Origin of the sequence: Nonomuraea sp. NPDC050643 (genome assembly GCF_040654715.1) — a bacterium.
In the GTDB taxonomy this organism is placed as follows: Bacteria; Actinomycetota; Actinomycetes; order Streptosporangiales; family Streptosporangiaceae; genus Nonomuraea.
In genome coordinates this window covers 292,073-309,627 of sequence record NZ_JBFAIM010000005.1, presented here as the reverse complement: position 1 = coordinate 309,627, position 17,555 = coordinate 292,073, and the positions used below count along the sequence as shown (strand labels likewise).

The following is a 17,555-nucleotide window of genomic DNA, read 5'->3' as shown; positions in this document are numbered from 1 at the left end:
GTGCCAGGCCAGGTGTAAAGCGCAAGGCCGATACACTGTGGTCACCGCATTCGCCTTTGGGAGGGTCTCGAGTGTCTGAATTCGACACAGTGCTGGTGGTCGACTTCGGCGCACAATACGCGCAGCTCATCGCCAGGCGTGTGCGCGAGTGCCACGTCTACTCCGAGATCGTCCCCTCGACGATGCCGGTCGAGGAGATGATGGCCAAGCACCCCAAGGCGATCATCCTGTCCGGCGGCCCCTCCTCGGTCTACGCCGAGGGCGCCCCGCCGGTGCCGCACGGGCTGTTCTCGACGGGCGTGCCGACGTTCGGCATCTGTTACGGCTTCCAGGCCATGGCCCAGGCGCTGGGCGGCGAGGTGGCCCGCACGGGCGTCGCCGAATACGGCGGCACCGCGCTCAAGGTCCTCGACGAGGGCGTCATCTTCGCCGGCCTGCCCGCGAGCCAGACGGTCTGGATGTCCCACGGCGACAGCGTCGCCGCGGCCCCCGACGGCTTCGCGGTGACCGCCTCGACGAGCGAGACGCCGGTCGCCGCCTTCGAGCACCCCGGGCGCGGCCTCTACGGCGTGCAGTTCCACCCGGAGGTGCTGCACTCCGAGCACGGCCAGGCGGTGCTCAAGCACTTCCTCGACGCGGCCGGCTGCCGTCCGTCGTGGACCATGCTCAACATCGTCGAAGACTCCGTCGAGGCCGTGCGCCGCCAGGTCGGCGACGGCCGCGCCATCTGCGCGCTGTCGGGCGGGGTCGACTCGGCGGTGGCCGCCGCGATCGTGCAGCGCGCCATCGGCGACCGGCTGACCTGCGTCTTCGTCGACCACGGCCTGCTGCGCAAGGGCGAGGCCGAGCAGGTCGAGCGCGACTTCGTGGCCGTCACGGGCGTCAGGCTGCGCGTGGTCGACGCCGCCGACCGTTTCCTGAAGGCCCTCGAAGGCGTCACCGACCCCGAGGAGAAGCGGAAGATCATCGGTCGCGAGTTCATCCGCGTCTTCGAGGACGAGCAGCGCGCCATCATGGCCGACGGCCCGGTGGAGTTCCTGGTCCAGGGCACGCTCTACCCCGACGTGGTCGAGTCGGGCGGCGGCACCGGCACCGCCAACATCAAGTCCCACCACAACGTCGGCGGCCTGCCGGAAGACCTGCAGTTCAAGCTGGTGGAGCCGCTGCGGGCGCTGTTCAAGGACGAGGTCAGGCGGGCGGGCGAGGAGCTCGGCCTGCCGGCCGCCATGGTCTGGCGCCAGCCGTTCCCCGGCCCGGGTCTCGGCATCCGCATCGTCGGCGAGGTCACGCGCGACCGCCTGGCCCTGCTGCGCGAGGCCGACGCGATCGCGCGCGAGGAGCTGTCGCGGGCGGGCCTCGACCGGCAGATCTGGCAGTGCCCGGTGGTGCTGCTGGCCGACGTACGGTCGGTGGGGGTGCAGGGAGACGGGCGCACCTACGGGCACCCGGTGGTGCTGCGTCCGGTGACCTCCGAAGACGCGATGACGGCCGACTGGGCTCGGGTGCCCTACGACGTGCTGTCCCGCATCTCGACCCGGATCACGAACGAGGTGCGCGAGGTCAACCGCGTGGTCCTCGACGTGACGAGCAAGCCGCCGGGCACGATCGAGTGGGAGTGACCCGCGCTCAGCGGCTGACGAAATAGGCGTTGCCGTTCCGGCCGTAGAGCAGGGCCACCGCGTAGGTGCCGGCGGCCAGGCCGAGCAGGCCGAGGATGGCGTACTCCAGTCCGTAGAGCTCGTCCGTGGTCCCGGAGAAGGCGTCCAGGAAGACGGGGGCGAGGAGGAGCCAGGCCACCGCCGTCACGATCGTCACGCCGATCCGACTGCCCTGCCGGCCGCGCGTCGCCCGGATTCCGAACCAGAGATAGAGCAGCAGGTACAGGCCGGTGAGCGCGGACTGGTAGGAGGGCACCAGGGCGAGCGCCGTGGGCAGGGCGGACACGAGGAAGAGGACGAACGCCAGCCTCAGTTCCCTGGGGCGGGCCGATGTCGAGTCGTTCGGTTCTTGGGGGGTTCCGGTCACGATCTCTTTCCTGTACCGGTCGTTACGTGCCCGTACACCTCCCATGACACACCGTCACTGATCGATGTGTCAGCAGATCATCTGATTTTTCTCCAGCAACCGCGCAGGGCCGGACATCACCCGATGTCCGGCCCTGCGCGGGTTCACGGCGTCAGCACCTCCTGTCGCTGTTGACGCAGTCCACGACCTTGTTCATGAGCTGCTTCGACATCACGTTGATGGAGCCCGCGTGGTCGGTGTTCGGGCTGTTCTGCTCGCCGTCGAGGCCGTCCACCACGAAGGGGACGTCCGTACCGTCCGGTGCGGCGGCGGGGACGTCGTCGTAGGTGAGCGTGATCCGTAGCTGCGGCACGGCCTCCGTGCCGCTCGGGCAGGCGCCGCTCTCGTCGGGGAAGGCGAGGTGCGTGCGGTGGTCGGCGCTGTCGAGATTCTGGCCGTCCCAGCAGCTCGGCATGTCGAGGACGCGGACCAGGTCGCTGCCGGAGGGGCAGATCGGATACTTGTCGGTCAGGCGGTCGGTGAAACCGGTGCAGGTGAACGTCGGGCGGGCGTTGGCGCCGTCGTTGGTCGCGGCCCTGGGGTCGCCGGAGAGCATCCTGAGGAACTGCGGCGCCGCCGTGACCTCGGAGTCGGCGTTGCCGCGGTATTCCAGCCGTACCTGCGACGGCTGTACGGGCGCGCCGCCGTCCGCCTCGGCCGTGCCGTCGCCGGACCCGCTGACGCGCAGGACCGGCCAGAAGTACGTCGACTGGTCGGCCTCGTTGCGGCACGTGGTGTTCGACTCGGCGAGGCTCTCGTTGGTGGACAGGGCGTCGGCGGACATGTTGCCCACGTAGTCGTACTGGGTCTGGGCGCCCTCGGACACACCGGGAGCGGTGATGACGTTGCCCGGGTTGCTGCGCCCCTCGCTGTTCGTGCCGCACTGGGAGACGAACGTGCCGGTCGAGGCGTTCTCGCCCGCTCTCGGCTGCTCGGTGACCGCGACGTCCTCGATGTCGACGAAGTCGGCGGCCGACGGGCCGGTCGCTCCGGTGTCGGAGGTGCCCGCGGCGTCGAGTGTGCAGGTGGCCAGGTCGTCCAGGCCGGTGGGGCGGGCTGCGACGCGGCCGATGGCCAGGGCGATGCGGTCGATGGCGGCGCCTCGTTTGGAGGCGAGGGGGCCGAGGATGGCGTTCTGGACGAAGTTGGGGCCGCCTTCTCCTGCGGAGGTGGCTAGTCGGTTGTTGGCCTCCTGGAGTTGTTCGTCGAGCTGGGCGAGGTTGCGGTCGACTTCGGCCTGGGCGGCGGCGGGGACCTCGGGAAGCTGGTCCGCCACGTTCGGGCAGGTGATGGTCTGGGCTCCGCCGTCTCCTGGGGGCGGGGTGGCCGTTCCGTCGTCGGTGGGCGGTGACTGCTCGGGAGCCGGGGTGCCGGTGTCCTCGGGCGCGGGCGTGCCGGTGTCCTGCGGTGCGGGGGAGCCGGTGTTGCCGCCGCCGAGTGTGCAGGTGGCCAGGCCGTCCAGGCCGGTGGGGCGGGCTGCGACGCGGCCGATGGCCAGGGCGATGCGGTCGATGGCGGCGCCTCGTTTGGAGGCGAGGGGTCCGAGGATGGCGTTCTGGACGAAGTTGGGGCCGCCTTCTCCTGCGGAGGTGGCTAGTCGGTTGTTGGCCTCCTGGAGCTGTTCGTCGAGCTGGGCGAGGTTGCGGTCGACTTCGGCCTGGGCGGCGGCGGGGACCTCAGGAAGCTGGTCCGCCACGTTCGGGCAGGTGATGGTCTGACCCACGGCGCTCTTCATGCTGACGTCGAGCCTCACCACGCCGGTCCCCGCCGAAACCGGGGGCCCCGCCAGCACGAGCGCGATGCCCGCGCCTAAGAAGACGGCCCCTGACCACGGTCTGAAACGTCCCCCCGATGAATTCCGCATGTGACTGCTCCTTCCGATGGGCAGGAAAGTCCGGTCTTGGGGAGGTACGGGACCCGCCCTCGGAAGGGTTCAGCCGACAACCGGAAAACATGCCGTCCGATACGTCGGCCCACAGCCGAAAATGATCGGCCCGCGCGCGCATACACGCGAAGATGGTGGGAAGAGAGGGCACCCCTGGGCCAACTCGGGACCGTGGTTGGCAGTGGGACACCTGAGGATGTCGACGACTTGGGTGCTCTGTGCGCGGTCAAGAAGGGTGGGCAAGGCCGCAATGGCCCATGCGAGTGAACACGACCTGAAGCCGTTAGTGCTGCTCGTCGAGGACGATCCGCAGGACGCGCTGATCGTCGAGGCGTTGCTGGAGGACAGCGGTCTGGCCGTCCGCCTGGAGTGGGCACGTTCGGTGGACCAGGCGCGCCGGTCGCTGGTCCGCCTGCGTCCCCACTGCGTGCTGCTCGACCTCGGCCTGCCCGACGCCTACGAGTTCTCCGCGCTGTCGGCCGTCATCGAGGAGGCCGGCGACGCGGCCGTCGTGGTGCTCACCGGGCTCGCCGAAGAGCAGGCCGGCCTGGCCGCGGTGACCGCGGGCGCCCAGGACTACCTGGTCAAAGGCCGCGTCGAGGGCGAGATGCTGGGCCGGACGCTGCGCTACGCCATGCAGCGCAAGCAGGCCGAGCAGGCCGCCGTCGCGCTGCACGCCGAGCGCATGCGCGCCAAGGAGAACGCCCGCCTGGAGCGCGGCCTGCTGCCCTCGCCGCTGCTGCAGAGCATGCCGATCGAGGTGGCCTCCCGCTACCGCGCCAGCAGGGGCTCGGCCACGCTCGGCGGCGACTTCTTTGACGTCGTCGAGTCCGACGACAAGGTCGTGCACGCCGTGATCGGCGACGTGTGCGGCCACGGCCCCGACGAGGCGGCGCTCGGCGTCTGCCTGCGCATCGCCTGGCGGGCACTGGTGCTCAGCGGCGTGACCGGCTCCGCCCTGCTGCGCCAGCTCGAGCGCATCCTCAAGGCCGAGCGCGGCGGGTCGGAGATCTTCGTGACGATGTCCACGCTCGTGCTGGAGCCCGACCAGCGCACGGTCAGGGTGTGGCGGGCGGGCCATCCCGGCATGCTGCTGCACGACGGCGACGCGGTGTCCCTGGCCGAGCCCGAGCACAGCCTCGCGCTGGGCCTGCCGATCGAGGCGGACTGGCACCAGGACGTGCTGGAGCTGCCCAAGGGCGGCGGCCTGACCCTCTACACCGACGGCCTCTTCGAACGCCGCCTGCCCGGCCCGCAGCCGCGCTGGCTGGGCGAGGAGGGCCTGCTGGAGCTGGCTCACCGGCACTCCCACCTCGACGGCGAGCACTTCCTCGACGCGCTGATCGCCGACGTCGAGTCGATCACCGCGCCCGAGGCGCACGCCGATGACCTGGCCGTCGTACACCTGCGCTGGAAAGACCTGACATGAGCGAAACCTCCCCCGCGCCGACCGGCGGCTGGCGGCGCCTGACGGTGCACGGCTGGTTCGTGCTGATGATCACCGCGATCACCATCCTGATCGTCGTGTGCGCCGTGGTCGGCGCCGTCATGCTCGACCGCACCAGCAAGCTCTCCGACCAGCTCACCGCGCGCATCTCGCCGGCCAGCATCGAGGCGGGCAGGTTGCAGAAGGCCCTGGTCGACCAGGAGACCGGGGTGCGGGGCTTCCTGCTGACCGGCGACCAGGCGTTCCTGCAGCCGTACGCCGAGGGCGTGGTCGCCGAGCGGCGCAGCCACGAGCGGGTGGCGGCCATGCTCTCCGAGCGGCCCGACCTCCTCGCCGGCCTGAACGCCATCCACGACCGGGCCAACGCCTGGCGCAGAGACTACGCCGAGCCGATGACCGAGGAGGAGCGCCGCGACGGCACGGTGCCCGCGGCCACGGTCGAGAGCGGCAAGCAGGCGTTCGACGAGATCAGGGCGCTGCTGGAGCGCCAGAACGACTCCCTGACCCACGTACGCACCCAGGCCAAGGCGGCCCTGACCGAGGCCGAGCGCATCCGCAACTGGGCCTTCATCGCCATGCTGGTGGTGTTCCCGCTGGCCGCGCTGGCGATGGCCGTCCTGCTGCGCCGCGCGATCGGCCGGCCGCTCGACCAGCTCCGCGGCGCCTCCCGCCACATCGCGGCCGGCGACTTCGACCGCGCCATCCCGGCCTCCGGCCCCGCCGACATCCAGGAGGTCGCCCGAGACGTCGACCTGATGCGGCTGCGGATCGTGCAGGCCCTGGCCGACTCGCACCGGCAGCAGGTCCAGCTTCGCGAGCAGGCGGCCGACCTCGACGACCAGGCGATGGAGCTGCGCCGCTCGAACGCCGAGCTGGAGCAGTTCGCCTACGTCGCCTCCCACGACCTCCAGGAGCCGCTGCGCAAGGTGGCGACCTTCTGCCAGCTCCTGGAGAAGCGCTACGGGCAGGTGCTGGACGAGCGGGGCACTCAGTACATCCGCTTCGCCGTCGACGGCGCCACCCGGATGCAGGTCCTCATCAACGACCTGCTGAGCTTCTCCCGCGTGGGCCGCATGTACGACGACCGCGAGCCCGTCGAGCTGGACGAAAGGCTCGACAAGGTGCTCGACGACCTGTCGGCCGCCATCGAGGAGTCCGACGCCAAGATCGAACGTAGCGGCCCGCTGCCCAGCGTCGTCGGCGACCCCACGATGCTCAGCCTGCTCTGGCAGAACCTCATCAGCAACGCCATCAAGTTCCGCGACCCCGGCCGGACACCGCTCATCCGGCTGGGCTGCGAGCCGTCCGAGGAGGACGGCTGGCGGTTCTGGGTGGCGGACAACGGCATCGGCATCGAGGCCGAGTTCGCCGAGAAGGTCTTCGTCCTCTTCCAGCGTCTGCACAGCCGGGAGACCTACGGTGGCACGGGCATCGGTTTGGCGATGTGCAAGAAGATCGTCGAGAATCACGGGGGCAGGATCTGGCTCGACACCGCCTACACGGGCGGAGCCCGCATCTGCTTCACTCTGCCTGCCGACTCGACCCAGCCCCGTTCCCGGCGCGTGGCCGACGGCACCGACGAAGAAGGAACCAGCTCATGACGACCGGGCAGCCCATCGAAGTGCTTCTCGTCGAGGACGACCCCGGTGACGAGCTCATCACGCGCGAGGCGTTCGAGGACAACAAGATCCGCAACAACCTCCACGTCGTCAGAGACGGCCTGGAGGCGCTCGACTTCGTCTACCAGCGGGGCGCGCACGTGGGCGCGCCCCGGCCCGACCTGGTGCTGCTCGATCTCAACCTGCCCAAATACGACGGCCGCCAGGTGCTCGAGAAGCTCAAGGGCGACCCCGAGCTGCGCTCGATCCCCGTCGTCGTCCTCACGACCTCGTCGGCCGAGGAGGACATCCTGCGCAGCTACAAGCTGTTCGCGAACGCCTACGTGACCAAGCCCGTCGATCTCGACCGTTTCATGGAGGTCATCCGGCAGATCGACGAGTTCTTCGTCACGGTGGTCCGGCTGCCCGGCCGGGTCCGCGCCCCCGGCGGCCACGACGGCCCCTGACCCTCAGCCGGCGGGGATCGGCGGGCCGATCGGCTCGGTGGGCTCGTCATCCTCCGACACCGCGGGCTTGGGTTCGGGTTCGCGCGAGGGCTCAGGTTCGGATGAGGGCTCAGGGTCCGGTTCGGGGTCCGGTGCCGGGTCGGGTTCGGGGGAGGGGCCGGGTGCCGGCATGGGGGCGGCCCGATTCGACGGCCGCAGTCGCCGCCAGACCCCCCGTACCAGCGCCAGCAGCAGCCGCCCCACGCTCCCCAGCAGCAACGGCACCAGCAGCGCCCCGATGAGGATGGGCGAGGCCATATAGCGGAAGTCCTGCGCCGAGATGTTGGCCAGGACGGTGAGTTGCTGCCCGGCCACCACCGCCGCCACCCCCAGCGCGTACCGGTTCCGCAGCGCCCACGCCGCCAGCCCCGCCGCCAGGTACGACACGTACGCCCACAACGCCCCCCGCCACAACACCCAGTCGTACTCGGGCGCCAGCGACCCCGTCAGCCACGGATCGGCCACCAGGTACAGCTCCAGCGACAGCGGCCGCAGCGAGAACACCCACCGCTCGGGAAAGTCCGAGATCTTGTACTGCCCCACGTACGAGTCCGCCGTGGGCCGCCGCGAGAACCGGTACGTCATCCCCCCGGTCGCCAGATCGTCCTGCACCGGCCGCCACGCGATGGCGCCCCGGCACAGCCGGGTGTCCACGACCAGCTCCGGTTCGGTGACCAGCAGCCGCCGCCACAACTCCAGCAGTTCGCCGGACCGCAGGTCGGCCATGTACCAGCTGAAGTCCCGCCGCCAGATCAGCGGGTTGATCGTGTAGCAGGTGCCCCCTTCCCACCACAGCTTCAGCGGCGCCACCGTGGACATGAGGCTGATGTCCTGCGGCGTGAACAGCTCGGGATGCTCCCGGTAGGCGACCGCGATGTCACCGAAGGCCGTGTGGTAGACGTACGTCTTCGACGGGGCCACGATGCCGTACTGCGGGAACACGGAGTTCGTGAGCACGAGCGGCAGCGCGGCGGCGAACGTGCCGGCCAGCAGGAGCCGTATCCGCATGGTCCTGACGATCGCCACCAGCGCCAGCGTGGCGACGCCCGCGACGAGGAAGCCGTTCGCGCGGAACAGCCCCATGACCGTCATCAGCACGCCGAGCCCGGCCAGGGTCGGCCACGTGACGGCACGCCTGGCCGCGATCCGCGCGCACACCCCGGCGATCGCCACGGCGCAGATCGTGAACGGCACGTCCTTCCACAGCGCCACCGTGAACGCGCCCACCGGCGGCGCCAGCGGCAGCAGCATCGCCACCACCGTGGTCAGCAGCCGTGGCGCGCCGAGCGCCTTGAGCGACTGCGCCAGGTAGGTCAGCGTCCCCGCCATGGCCGTCGTCTGCGCGAAGGTGACGGCCCCCAGGTCGTTGGTGTGGGTGTGGCTCAGCCACACCAGCGTGTCGTAGAGCACCGAGTGATCGCCCACCCAGGGCCCGACGATGGTGTGGTGGAGGTAGAGGACCGAGTCCCGGCTGAACAGGCCGGGGTAGAGGGCCGCCCACCAGCAGCCGAGCACCACCTGGATGGTCAGGAAGGTCGCGAGTGCGACCCACGGCCTCGGCTTGGTGTCACTAGCCATGGGTTCCCAATCCCGATTCGCCGGGGACGCTAGAAGTAGCTGACCCCGGCCGTCGGCCCCTCGCCGCGTAGCAGCGTCGGCACGGTGACGAGGTGGTAACCCCGCTTCTTGAGCTCCTTGAGCACCGCGGGCATGGCCTTGACGGTCGCGGGGACCACGTCGTGCATGAGGATCACGCCGTCGCGCTTGGCCAGCTTCAGCACGGCGGCCTTGATCTTCTTGGTGTCGCGCAACTGCCAGTCGAGCGTCGTGCCCGTCCACAGGATCTGCGCGAGCTCCACCTGGTCGGCCAGCGCGAGCACCCGCTCGTCGGTGTGCCCGTACGGCGGCCGGAACATCGTCGCCCGCACCCCCGTGGCCTGCTCGATCGCCTCCTGGGTGACCTTGAGCTCATCGAGGATCTCGTCGTCGCGGTGCGTGGGCAGCGAGGCGTGGGAGTAGGTGTGGTTGCCGATCGCGTGCCCCTGCTTGACCACCTGTCCGGCGATCTCCGGCCGCTCCTCCACCCGCTTGCCGACCAGGAAGAAGGTGGCTTTCGCGCCCGCCTTCTTGAGGGCCTTGAGCAGCGTGGGCGTGTGCTCGGACGGGCCGTCGTCGAAGGTCAGCGCCAGGCACTTGACCCGGTCGCAGTCGACCGCCGCGGCTTGCGCGGGCAGGGAGGTAAAGGCCACAGAGGCCGCGAGAAGGGCATGAATCACCACATGCCACAGCCTAGAGCCAACTTCACCCACCTGAACGACGGCCTAATGTCTCGATCTGGGCACCCTCACCTGCCGAGCCGGGCCCGCAGGAACAGGGTCACGCCCTTGAGCGACCTGACCGGCAGGTACCGCTCGGCCCGGACCACCGCCGACAGCCCGGCGTTGACCAGGAAGGGCGTCTTCCGCAGGTCGCTGCCGCTGGAGCGGCGCCGGTGCCGGACCACGAGCGGACGCAGGAGGACGTTCCAGCTCCAGACGCGATCGACGGTCAGCCCGGCCTTCTCCACGACGACGGTCAGGGAGTCGCGGCCGTAGCGGCGTACGTGGCCGACGGCGTCGTCGTGGGCGGACCACAGCGCCATGTCGCACGGCACCGCGATCAGCGCGTGCCCGCCGGGCGCCAGCACCCGGGCGATCTCCTCGGTCACCAGGTAGTCCTCGCGAATGTGCTCCAGCACGTCGAACGCGGTCACCAGGTCCACGCTCCCCGGCTCGAACGGCAGCGCCCGCGCGTCCGCGCGGACCGCCTTGAGCCCGCGCTGCCTGGCCATCTCCACCGCCGTCTCGCAGTTGTCCGCGGCCATGGCGTCCCATCCCGCCTCGACCAGCACCCTGGTGTTCCCGCCGCCCGCCGCGCCGATGTCCAGCGCCCGCCCGGGACGTCCGCCCAGCTCGCGCAGCTCCCTGCGCAGGACGGCCCGGCGTTCGCGGTACCACCAGTGGGTGTCCTCGAGCGCGATCAGGCGGTGGATCTCAGAGGTTTCCATCGATCATTTCCTTGTACGGGAGAAGACCCATCGGTCCAGAGCGGTGAACCGGATCAGGGTGAGCAGGCAGTACGTGGCCACGACGGCGCCCACCTCCCCCAGCCGGCCGGCGCCAGGGGGCACCGAGAGCACGGCCATGGTGGTGAGGGCGTAGTTCGCCAGGAAGAGCACCGCGGCGCGGAAATGCGCCGTGGTGCGCCGGGTGAAGGTCCACCGGCGGTTGGCCTCGATATTGATGACCCCGGTCAGAATGAGCGCCGCCAGATTCGTCATCGCCGGCGACCAGATCTCACGGAGCGGAAGGTAGAGAAGCGTGTAGAGAATTCCGGAAATAACGCCTATGGCGGCGAATGAGGTGAATTTCGCCATCGTCACCGCCCGAGGCCGGGCCAGCACCGCGTCCGGATGCGTGGGCGTCGGCTCCGAGCGCGTCACCTCGACCTCCGCCCGCCCCATCGACATCGACCAGGCGACCCTGGCCAGCCCCTTCAGGTCGTCGATGGCGGTCCTGACCACCCGTACGCGCGAGTCGGTGTCCTCGATCCAGTCCACCGGCACCTCGTGCACGCGCAGCCCGTTGTGCTCGGCCAGCAGCAGCAACTCGGTGTCGAAGAACCAGGAGTCATCCTCGATCTTGTCCATCAGCGGCCTGACCACGCCGGTCCTGGCGGCCTTGAAGCCGCACTGCGCGTCGCTGAAGCGGACGCCGAAGCCGAACCGCAGCAGGGCGTTGTAGCCCCGCGACACCAGCTCGCGGCGCAGCGAGCGGCGGGTGCGCGAGCCGTGCGCCAGCCGGGTGCCGATGGCGATCTCGGAGTGCCCGCTGGCCACCGAGGCCACCAGCGGGAACAGGGCGTCGAGATCGGTGGACAGGTCCACGTCCATGTACGCGACGATGTCCGCGGGGCTGTCCTGCCAGGCCGCCCGCAGCGCCGCGCCCCGGCCCCGGATGTCCAGCCGCCGGGCGTGGACGCGGTCGAACTCCCCGGCCAGCTCGGTGGCGACCGGCCAGGTGGCGTCGGTGCTGCCGTTGTCCACGATCGTGATGCGCCACGGCAGCGGGAAGCCGTCGAGGAACCCGGTCAGCGTGCGTACGCAGCCGGGCAGGGCGCGTTCCTCGTTGAGCACGGGAATGACGATGTCCACACTCGCCAGGCGGGTCGCCGGGTCGAGGACGTGGGGGCTCGGCTCCATGGCGGCACGCGTGTCCATAGACTCCCCTGCTCTTGCTCGTGGCCGTGGGTCCACGGACATGCTGGTGGGGGAGTCCAGGGGGGCGCGTACGGTTTCTGATCACCATTCCACGGGGCGGAGATTCCTTTACCTTCAGCCCACTTGATAAACCGAGGAGGTCGCGTTCCGGAACCGTAGCCGCGCGAATTTCCCCAATTCCGGATTTATCCCGGTGAAAAGCCACTTAACGCCGTATTTCTGGGCGAGAAGCCGGACGTTCTCCGCCGACGGCGCCCAGAACACCGCGTCGTTCTCCGTCAGCCGGGCGGGATCCGCGAACGGCACCGTCAGGTACGGCGTCCTGAACAGCTCGGCCCGCGACAACGTGCTCTCGGCGTACGCCCAGCCCTCGACCAGCACCCGGCGCTCGGTGAACCCCGACACCCAGTAGTGGCGGCTGTCGCAGTGCACCCGCCAGGTGTTGCGGCAGTGCAGATCGGTGGCCACCACGTCGCCGGGCGCGGAGTGCTCGCGCAGCCACCGCCCCGCCTCCAGCGCCCCGTCGGGGATCAGCCGCTCACGCTCGTCCCGCTCGGGTGTGACGTGCCCGGCCACGTCCCGCACGGAGGTCGGCACCGCGTAGCCCGCCAGCAACGCCGCCACCGCCGCCACGAGGCCGCGCCGCCACACCAGCAGCGCCGCCACCCCCAGCATCAGGTACGGCGTCGCGACCCGGACCAGCGCCCCGCCGGGGAACTCCAGCCCCGCCGTCAGCAGCGCCGCCCCCGCCCCCAGCCCCGCCATGCCGGCCGCCAGCGGCCACGGGGGCCGTGGCGCCGCCAGCACCCCGCACACGGCCGCGATCGACAGGTAGGGCCGGACCGCCTCGAGGAAGTAGAGCTGGGAGTCCGACGGATGCCCCAGCAGGACGGCCGCGCCGACGCCCGCCGCCCCGATCCCCAGCAGCAGCAGGACCGGCGGCTCCAGCGCCCGCGCGCCCAGCCCCGCGATCCCGCCCCACACGCACGCCAGGCAGAACAGGTGGACCGCGGTCAGCACCACCAGCGGCGTCATCGGCACGAAGGCCAGCTCCGGCGGCTCGACCCGCGCCATCACCCCCCACAGCGCCCGCATGGTCGCGAACGGCGACACCGCCGTCCCCTGCGCTCCCTTCCCGAACACCACGAACTGGGCGAACAGCAGGCAGCCCAGCGTGATCGCCGCCGCCCAGAGATACCGCCCCCGCCGCAGCACCGCCACGAGCAGCAACCCGCACAGCAGCAACGGCAGATAGGTGGCCTTCGCCCCGGTGAGCGTCAGCAGCAGCACCACCATCGCCACCCGACCCCGCCCACCGGCGAGCAGCAGCACCACGGGGGCGAACAGCAGCGCCCCGAACGTCTGCGTGGGGCTGGCCCAGGCGGTGAACATCGACCGCGTCGTGAAGACCACGCCCTCGACCAGCACCGGCCCGAACAGGAAGTACGTCACCCCGACCGCCGCGACCCCGGCCCCCCAGCGCCCGCCCAGCCGCCGCCCCAGCACCGCCACCAGCACGACCAGGGCCGCCGTCATCGGCAGCGTGGACAGCCGGTAGACCAGCGTCACGGGCTCGATCCCGGTGACCCAGCTCGTGGCGGCCATGTCGGCGTAGACGAACCAGTGGTAGGACAGCCGCTCGCCCAGCACCGACGGCAGCGTGGGCGGCACGTGGTTCTTGATCTCGCCGACCAGCGCCAGGTGATAGGGCATGTCCACGTACGCGACGGAGAGCGGCATCCGGTAGAGGAACAACGTGCTCCACCCGATCAGGTACACCACCACCCCCGCGAGCGCCCAGGCGCACCAGGCGGGCATGCGCTCCTTGACGGCCGCCCCCCGCCAGTGCCGCCGCAACCGGGGCACGCACGCGAACGCGGCCAGCACGGCGGCCGGCGGCACCAGCACGAGCAGGGGCGCCCCGGCCGCCCGGGCGGGGATGTAGGTCAGGACCTCGACCGCGTAGCCCAGGGCCAGCCCCGCCGCGACGTCCTCGGCCAGGGACCTCCCGCCCCCGGTCAGGGCCCGCCACGACAACGTCCCCGGCAGCGCCACCCCGGCGCCGAGGTAGACGGCGAACACGGCCAGATCGCGCGCGGACACCCCGCACCACAGGAAGACCGCCACCGCACCGAGGAGGACGGCCCCGGCGGGCGCCCACCAGAGCCCCCGCCGCGCGGACGGGACCGGCCGGCGGACGTGGGCACGGTCGGGCGCCAGCGTCATCGGATCACGGTCACCAGTCGCGTGAACTCGGCCGGCAGATCCACGCCGTCCCACACCCGGTGAAAGCTCAGCGCGCTGCCCACGGGCACCATGCGATCGACCCCCCGCCCGGCCAGCCCCCTGGCCAGTTCCTCCAGTTCGGCCCTGCCGAACCCGAAATGCGTCATCGTCTGGTCACGCCGCTCGACCAGGCCGGCCAGCTCCGCCAGCGCCCCGAGCCGGGCGTGCGCGAACGTCCCCGCCCCCAGCCACCGCCGCGGCGCCGCGGCGGCGGCCGCCAGTCGCACATTGGCCAGCGCGTTCCCCAGGAACTCCACGCTCTCCGCCAGCCCGTCGGCCGCCAGCCCGTAGGTGGAGACCCGCTTCTCCACGGCCATCGCCGCGTCGACCCCCCACCCGCGCACGGTCAGCACCCGCGAGACGTGCCCGGTGAAGTCGGCCCGCGCCGCGTCGCAGTCGCCCTCGGCCCCCACCCAGAACACGGTCCTGGGCGAGGAGCAGGCGGCCTGGTCGAACCAGTAGGTGTCGTTGACGAACCCCTCGGCGACCGTGACCCGCGCGGCCCTCGGCGCGCACAGCCAGGCCGCCGCGCGCACGACGGCGAACGAGGAGCGGTCGGGGAAGGTCAGGTCACGGCCGTGCGGCGGCAGCGGGTGACGCCGGATCTCGCGCACGGTGTCGTCGCCGCCCCACACCACCCGCAGGTCACAGGCGGCCGACAGCGCGGCGGTGATCTCGTCGGAGCGGTCGTAGGAGACGATCCGCTGGCTGGCGGCGACGACGGGGTCGGCCTCGGCCAGCGCCTCGTGCAGGGTCTCCACGATGGTTTCGGCGACCGGGCCGGAGCGGGGCGACAGGCGTACGACGTTGCGGTTGCCCATCAGGGCCGACAGGGCCCAGGAGTAGACGAAGACCGTGTCGACGTTCGCGGGCGGGACGTGGAAGACCAGGCCGCGCGGGACGCGTACGTGCTCGTGCCCGAGCCCTTCCAGGGTGCGGGCCAGCTCGCTGGGGCGCAGGAAGAAGCCGAGCGAGCCCAGCTCCGGATGGCGGCGCGCCAGCGCGGGCCGCAGCAGGCGCCTGCCGAAGGCCGTGAGGAACGCGCGGACCCGCTCGTCGCCCACCTCCAGGACGCCGCCCACCTGCCCGAGCAGGGTCTTGACGGGCACGCTCCCGGCGGCCGGGAATCTGACGTCGAGCATCAGCCCTGCCCGAAGGTGTCGCTGCAGCCGCGCGCCTCGGCTCGCGGGAGCCTGCCGAGGACCTCGAAGCGCTTGCCCGGCCAGCCGCCGTCGTCGACGCCGCGCACCACGCCCAGGTCCTCGGTCAGCAGGACGTGGCCCGGGTAGGACGTGGGCAGCGTGCTGACCACCTCGATCAGCCCCGGCTCGCCGGGCGGCGCCTCCTGCCAGGTCTCGGGGTCGCGGATCACGACGTCGGCGAAGTCGGGGCAGTAGAGCCCGTCGCCGTCGGGGCCCTCCAGGAAGATCGTGCCGATCTGCTCGACCATGCCGTAGAAGTTGTGCACCCTGCTCAGCCCGCACTCGGCCGCCAGCCTCCGCCGGAACTCGGCGTTGTCGACCGCCTGCTCGGCCAGCTTCTTCCAGCCGCCGGAATGCACGAGGACCGCCTGCGACAGGTCCACGCCGAGGTCGCGCAGATAGAGCCAGACCATGAACGTGAACCCGAACACCAGGAACCGCTCGCCGCCGTGCCGCGCCAGGAAGGTCTTGACCGCCTCGGCGTCCACCCGCCCCTGCTCGTCGAGCACGAACGTGTGGTCCCGGCCGAAGTTCATCATGCCGAGCACGCCGGCGCCGCGGGCGCTCAGCGTGGGGTCGCGCACGACGGAGCGGCTGTCGACCACCAGCATCGGCAGCCGCCGCTCGCCCAGGACCACCCTGAGCGTGGCGGCCAGCATCCGGGTCTGCGCCGCCGCGGCCTCCCGGTCGAGGTAGATCCGGCTCGGCCGCTGCCCCGTGGTGCCGCTCGAGGTCAGGACCCTGAAGACCTGCTCCTCGGGCACGCTGCGCAGCTCGTGCGTCTTGAACAGCCGCACCGGGAGCCACGGCAGGTCGCTCACCCGCTCATAGGGGGGCGCGGCGCCGGTGGCGTCGAGGATGCGGCGGTAGGGCGGGCAGGCCCGGCGGTGGCGCTCGGTCAGCTCCGCCAGCTCGGGCAGCAGCACGGACTCGCGCTCGGGGGCGGCCAGGGTGAACACGCTCACGCTCCGGCTTCCAGCGCCCGGTAGTCCACCTTGCCGGTGGCCAGCAGCGGCAGCCGGTCGATGCCGCGTACGTCGAAGCCGCCCCAGTGGATGCGCAGCTCGGCCGCCAGCCGCCGGGCCAGCTCCACGCACCCCGGCACGTCGAGCCCCTCGGCCCAGATCGTCAGCCGGTCGTCGCCGCTGGTGACCGCCACCGGCACCGAGTCGCGCAGCAGCCGCTCGACGTCGTCCATGTTGACGCGGACGCCGTAGACCTTCGCGATGCGCTTGAGCCGGCCGGTGATGGTCAGGAACCCCTCCGGGTCGAGCGACCCGAGGTCTCCCGTGCGCAGCACCCCGCCCAGGTCGTCGCCCCTGGCCAGGTCGGCCGCAGTGTCGGCGTAGCCCATCATGACGTTGGGCCCGTGGTAGACGACCTCGCCGTCCTCGATCGTCAGCCGCCCTCCCGGGACGGCGAGCCCGGCCGAGCCCGGCCTGCCGGCGAGGCGGTCGGGGGGCAGGACGGCGATGCGGGCCGTGGCCTCGGTCTGGCCGTACATGAGGTAGAGGCGCTCCACCTGCCCGGCGAACTCCTTCACCAGGTCGGGCGCGAGCCGCCCGCCCGCCTGGGTGAGCGTCGTGAGCGAGGGATGGCCGGCGCCGTCGAAGCGCAGGCGGCGCAGCATGTGGTACTGGTAGGGGACGGCGGCCATCGACGTGCACCGGTGCGCGTCGAGGAGCGTCCAGAACGACCGCGTCATCAGCGTGTCCTCGGTCAGCACCACCGTCGCGCCGGCCGCCAGATGGCTGTTGAGCACTGACAGGCCGTAGCTGTAGTGCAGCGGCAGGGTCGTGGGCGCGATCTCGCCGGGACCGATCGACAGGGCCTGGGCGATGGCGGCGGCGTTGGCGAGGACGGCCTGGCGCGAGAGGCGGACGAGCTTGGGACTGCCCGTCGAGCCCGAGGTCGTCAGCAGGACGGCCAGGTCGGGATGCGGGTCGGGCACGTCGTGGCGCGGTGGCGGCGGGCCGTCGGGCGCGTGGGTGAAGCCGGCCAGCGCGGCCGGCCTGAACCGCTCCGACAGCTCGGCCAGCGTCTCGGCCGGCAGGTGGGGGTCGAGCAGCACGATCGGCCGCCCGGCGTGCCACGCGCCGAGGTAGCTCAGCACGGACGCGAGATCGTTGCGCATCCCCCGGAACAGCGGCCCCGGCCGCAGCCCGGCGAGCCGCTCGGCGGCCTGGGCGACATGGCCCGCCAGCCGGGCGCCGGAAAGCCCGCCCTCCGGATCTCCCGCGACGACGAGCCGCGCCTCCGGATGAGGAAACCTCATGCCACCAGCCCTCCCTCGGCACCCGGCCCTTCTC

General features: G+C 71.5%; 14 protein-coding genes. 4 read left to right on the top strand and 10 right to left on the bottom strand.

The features are described 5' to 3' along the window. The first annotated feature begins 71 nt into the window (after positions 1-71). Positions 72-1,619, top strand: a complete 1,548-nt coding sequence (gene guaA, locus AB0I15_RS09210) for a glutamine-hydrolyzing GMP synthase (RefSeq protein WP_358092131.1) — start codon at positions 72-74, stop codon at positions 1,617-1,619. 7 nt (positions 1,620-1,626) lie between these two features. On the opposite strand, the gene AB0I15_RS09205 is transcribed toward guaA, so the two are convergent. Together AB0I15_RS09205 and AB0I15_RS09200 are read right to left on the bottom strand one after the other, a co-directional pair. Then, the gene (locus AB0I15_RS09205) at positions 1,627-2,025 is read right to left on the bottom strand and encodes a hypothetical protein (protein WP_358092129.1); all 399 of its coding nucleotides are present in this window, start codon (positions 2,023-2,025) and stop codon (positions 1,627-1,629) included. A gap of 151 nt (positions 2,026-2,176) precedes the next feature. After that, positions 2,177-3,928, bottom strand: coding sequence for a DUF1996 domain-containing protein (locus AB0I15_RS09200; RefSeq protein WP_358092127.1), 1,752 nt, complete (start codon positions 3,926-3,928; stop codon positions 2,177-2,179). Between the two features lie 271 nt (positions 3,929-4,199). Here AB0I15_RS09200 and AB0I15_RS09195 point away from each other — a divergent pair, with 271 nt between their 5' ends. The 3 genes from AB0I15_RS09195 to AB0I15_RS09185 are packed head-to-tail and all read left to right on the top strand — an operon-like array spanning position 4,200 to position 7,461. Continuing rightward, a complete protein-coding gene (locus tag AB0I15_RS09195; RefSeq protein ID WP_358092125.1) occupies positions 4,200-5,378 on the top strand; it encodes a fused response regulator/phosphatase in 1,179 nt (392 codons plus the stop codon). Beyond that, entirely contained in the window at positions 5,375-6,997 is a 1,623-nt protein-coding gene (locus AB0I15_RS09190) for an ATP-binding protein (protein ID WP_358092123.1), read from the top strand. The genes AB0I15_RS09195 and AB0I15_RS09190 overlap by 4 nt, the downstream gene beginning before the upstream one ends. After that, positions 6,994-7,461 carry a response regulator gene (locus AB0I15_RS09185; RefSeq protein WP_358092121.1) on the top strand — a complete coding sequence of 156 codons (468 nt, stop codon included), beginning with the start codon at positions 6,994-6,996 and terminating at the stop codon, positions 7,459-7,461. The genes AB0I15_RS09190 and AB0I15_RS09185 overlap by 4 nt, the downstream gene beginning before the upstream one ends. A 3-nt stretch (positions 7,462-7,464) precedes the next feature. Here AB0I15_RS09185 and AB0I15_RS09180 read toward each other — a convergent pair whose 3' ends face one another. The 8 genes from AB0I15_RS09180 to AB0I15_RS09145 all read right to left on the bottom strand — a co-directional run bounded on the left by AB0I15_RS09180 (position 7,465) and on the right by AB0I15_RS09145 (position 17,521). After that, positions 7,465-9,078, bottom strand: coding sequence for a hypothetical protein (locus AB0I15_RS09180; protein ID WP_358092119.1), 1,614 nt, complete (start codon positions 9,076-9,078; stop codon positions 7,465-7,467). A 29-nt stretch (positions 9,079-9,107) separates the two neighbouring features. Then, the gene (locus AB0I15_RS09175) at positions 9,108-9,749 is read right to left on the bottom strand and encodes a polysaccharide deacetylase family protein (protein ID WP_358092117.1); all 642 of its coding nucleotides are present in this window, start codon (positions 9,747-9,749) and stop codon (positions 9,108-9,110) included. A gap of 95 nt (positions 9,750-9,844) precedes the next feature. Further along, positions 9,845-10,546 (bottom strand): class I SAM-dependent methyltransferase, encoded by a 702-nt coding sequence (locus AB0I15_RS09170; protein ID WP_358092115.1) that lies wholly within the window; start codon positions 10,544-10,546, stop codon positions 9,845-9,847. A 3-nt stretch (positions 10,547-10,549) separates the two neighbouring features. Then, positions 10,550-11,758 (bottom strand): glycosyltransferase, encoded by a 1,209-nt coding sequence (locus AB0I15_RS09165; protein WP_358092113.1) that lies wholly within the window; start codon positions 11,756-11,758, stop codon positions 10,550-10,552. Between the two features lie 114 nt (positions 11,759-11,872). Beyond that, positions 11,873-13,984, bottom strand: coding sequence for a hypothetical protein (locus AB0I15_RS09160; protein ID WP_358092111.1), 2,112 nt, complete (start codon positions 13,982-13,984; stop codon positions 11,873-11,875). After that, the gene (locus tag AB0I15_RS09155) at positions 13,981-15,186 is read right to left on the bottom strand and encodes an acyl-CoA reductase (protein ID WP_358092109.1); all 1,206 of its coding nucleotides are present in this window, start codon (positions 15,184-15,186) and stop codon (positions 13,981-13,983) included. The genes AB0I15_RS09160 and AB0I15_RS09155 overlap by 4 nt, the downstream gene beginning before the upstream one ends. After that, positions 15,186-16,211 carry an acyl-protein synthetase gene (locus AB0I15_RS09150; protein ID WP_358092107.1) on the bottom strand — a complete coding sequence of 342 codons (1,026 nt, stop codon included), beginning with the start codon at positions 16,209-16,211 and terminating at the stop codon, positions 15,186-15,188. The genes AB0I15_RS09155 and AB0I15_RS09150 overlap by 1 nt, the downstream gene beginning before the upstream one ends. Beyond that, on the bottom strand, positions 16,208-17,521 hold the full coding sequence (locus tag AB0I15_RS09145; RefSeq protein WP_358092104.1) for an AMP-binding protein: 1,314 nt from the start codon (positions 17,519-17,521) through the stop codon (positions 16,208-16,210). The genes AB0I15_RS09150 and AB0I15_RS09145 overlap by 4 nt, the downstream gene beginning before the upstream one ends. Positions 17,522-17,555 lie beyond the last annotated feature (34 nt).

Excerpts from the sequence above, each read along its gene's own strand:
- AB0I15_RS09170 (WP_358092115.1), bottom strand. The coding sequence starts at position 10,546 with ATGGAAACCTCTGAGATCCACCGCCTGATCGCGCTCGAGGACACCCAC.
- AB0I15_RS09190 (WP_358092123.1), top strand. The coding sequence starts at position 5,375 with ATGAGCGAAACCTCCCCCGCGCCGACCGGCGGCTGGCGGCGCCTGACG.
- AB0I15_RS09145 (WP_358092104.1), bottom strand. The coding sequence starts at position 17,521 with ATGAGGTTTCCTCATCCGGAGGCGCGGCTCGTCGTCGCGGGAGATCCG.
- AB0I15_RS09155 (WP_358092109.1), bottom strand. The coding sequence starts at position 15,186 with ATGCTCGACGTCAGATTCCCGGCCGCCGGGAGCGTGCCCGTCAAGACC.
- AB0I15_RS09165 (WP_358092113.1), bottom strand. The coding sequence starts at position 11,758 with ATGGACACGCGTGCCGCCATGGAGCCGAGCCCCCACGTCCTCGACCCG.
- AB0I15_RS09185 (WP_358092121.1), top strand. The coding sequence starts at position 6,994 with ATGACGACCGGGCAGCCCATCGAAGTGCTTCTCGTCGAGGACGACCCC.
- AB0I15_RS09180 (WP_358092119.1), bottom strand. The coding sequence starts at position 9,078 with ATGGCTAGTGACACCAAGCCGAGGCCGTGGGTCGCACTCGCGACCTTC.
- AB0I15_RS09195 (WP_358092125.1), top strand. The coding sequence starts at position 4,200 with ATGGCCCATGCGAGTGAACACGACCTGAAGCCGTTAGTGCTGCTCGTC.
- AB0I15_RS09200 (WP_358092127.1), bottom strand. The coding sequence starts at position 3,928 with ATGCGGAATTCATCGGGGGGACGTTTCAGACCGTGGTCAGGGGCCGTC.
- AB0I15_RS09160 (WP_358092111.1), bottom strand. The coding sequence starts at position 13,984 with ATGACGCTGGCGCCCGACCGTGCCCACGTCCGCCGGCCGGTCCCGTCC.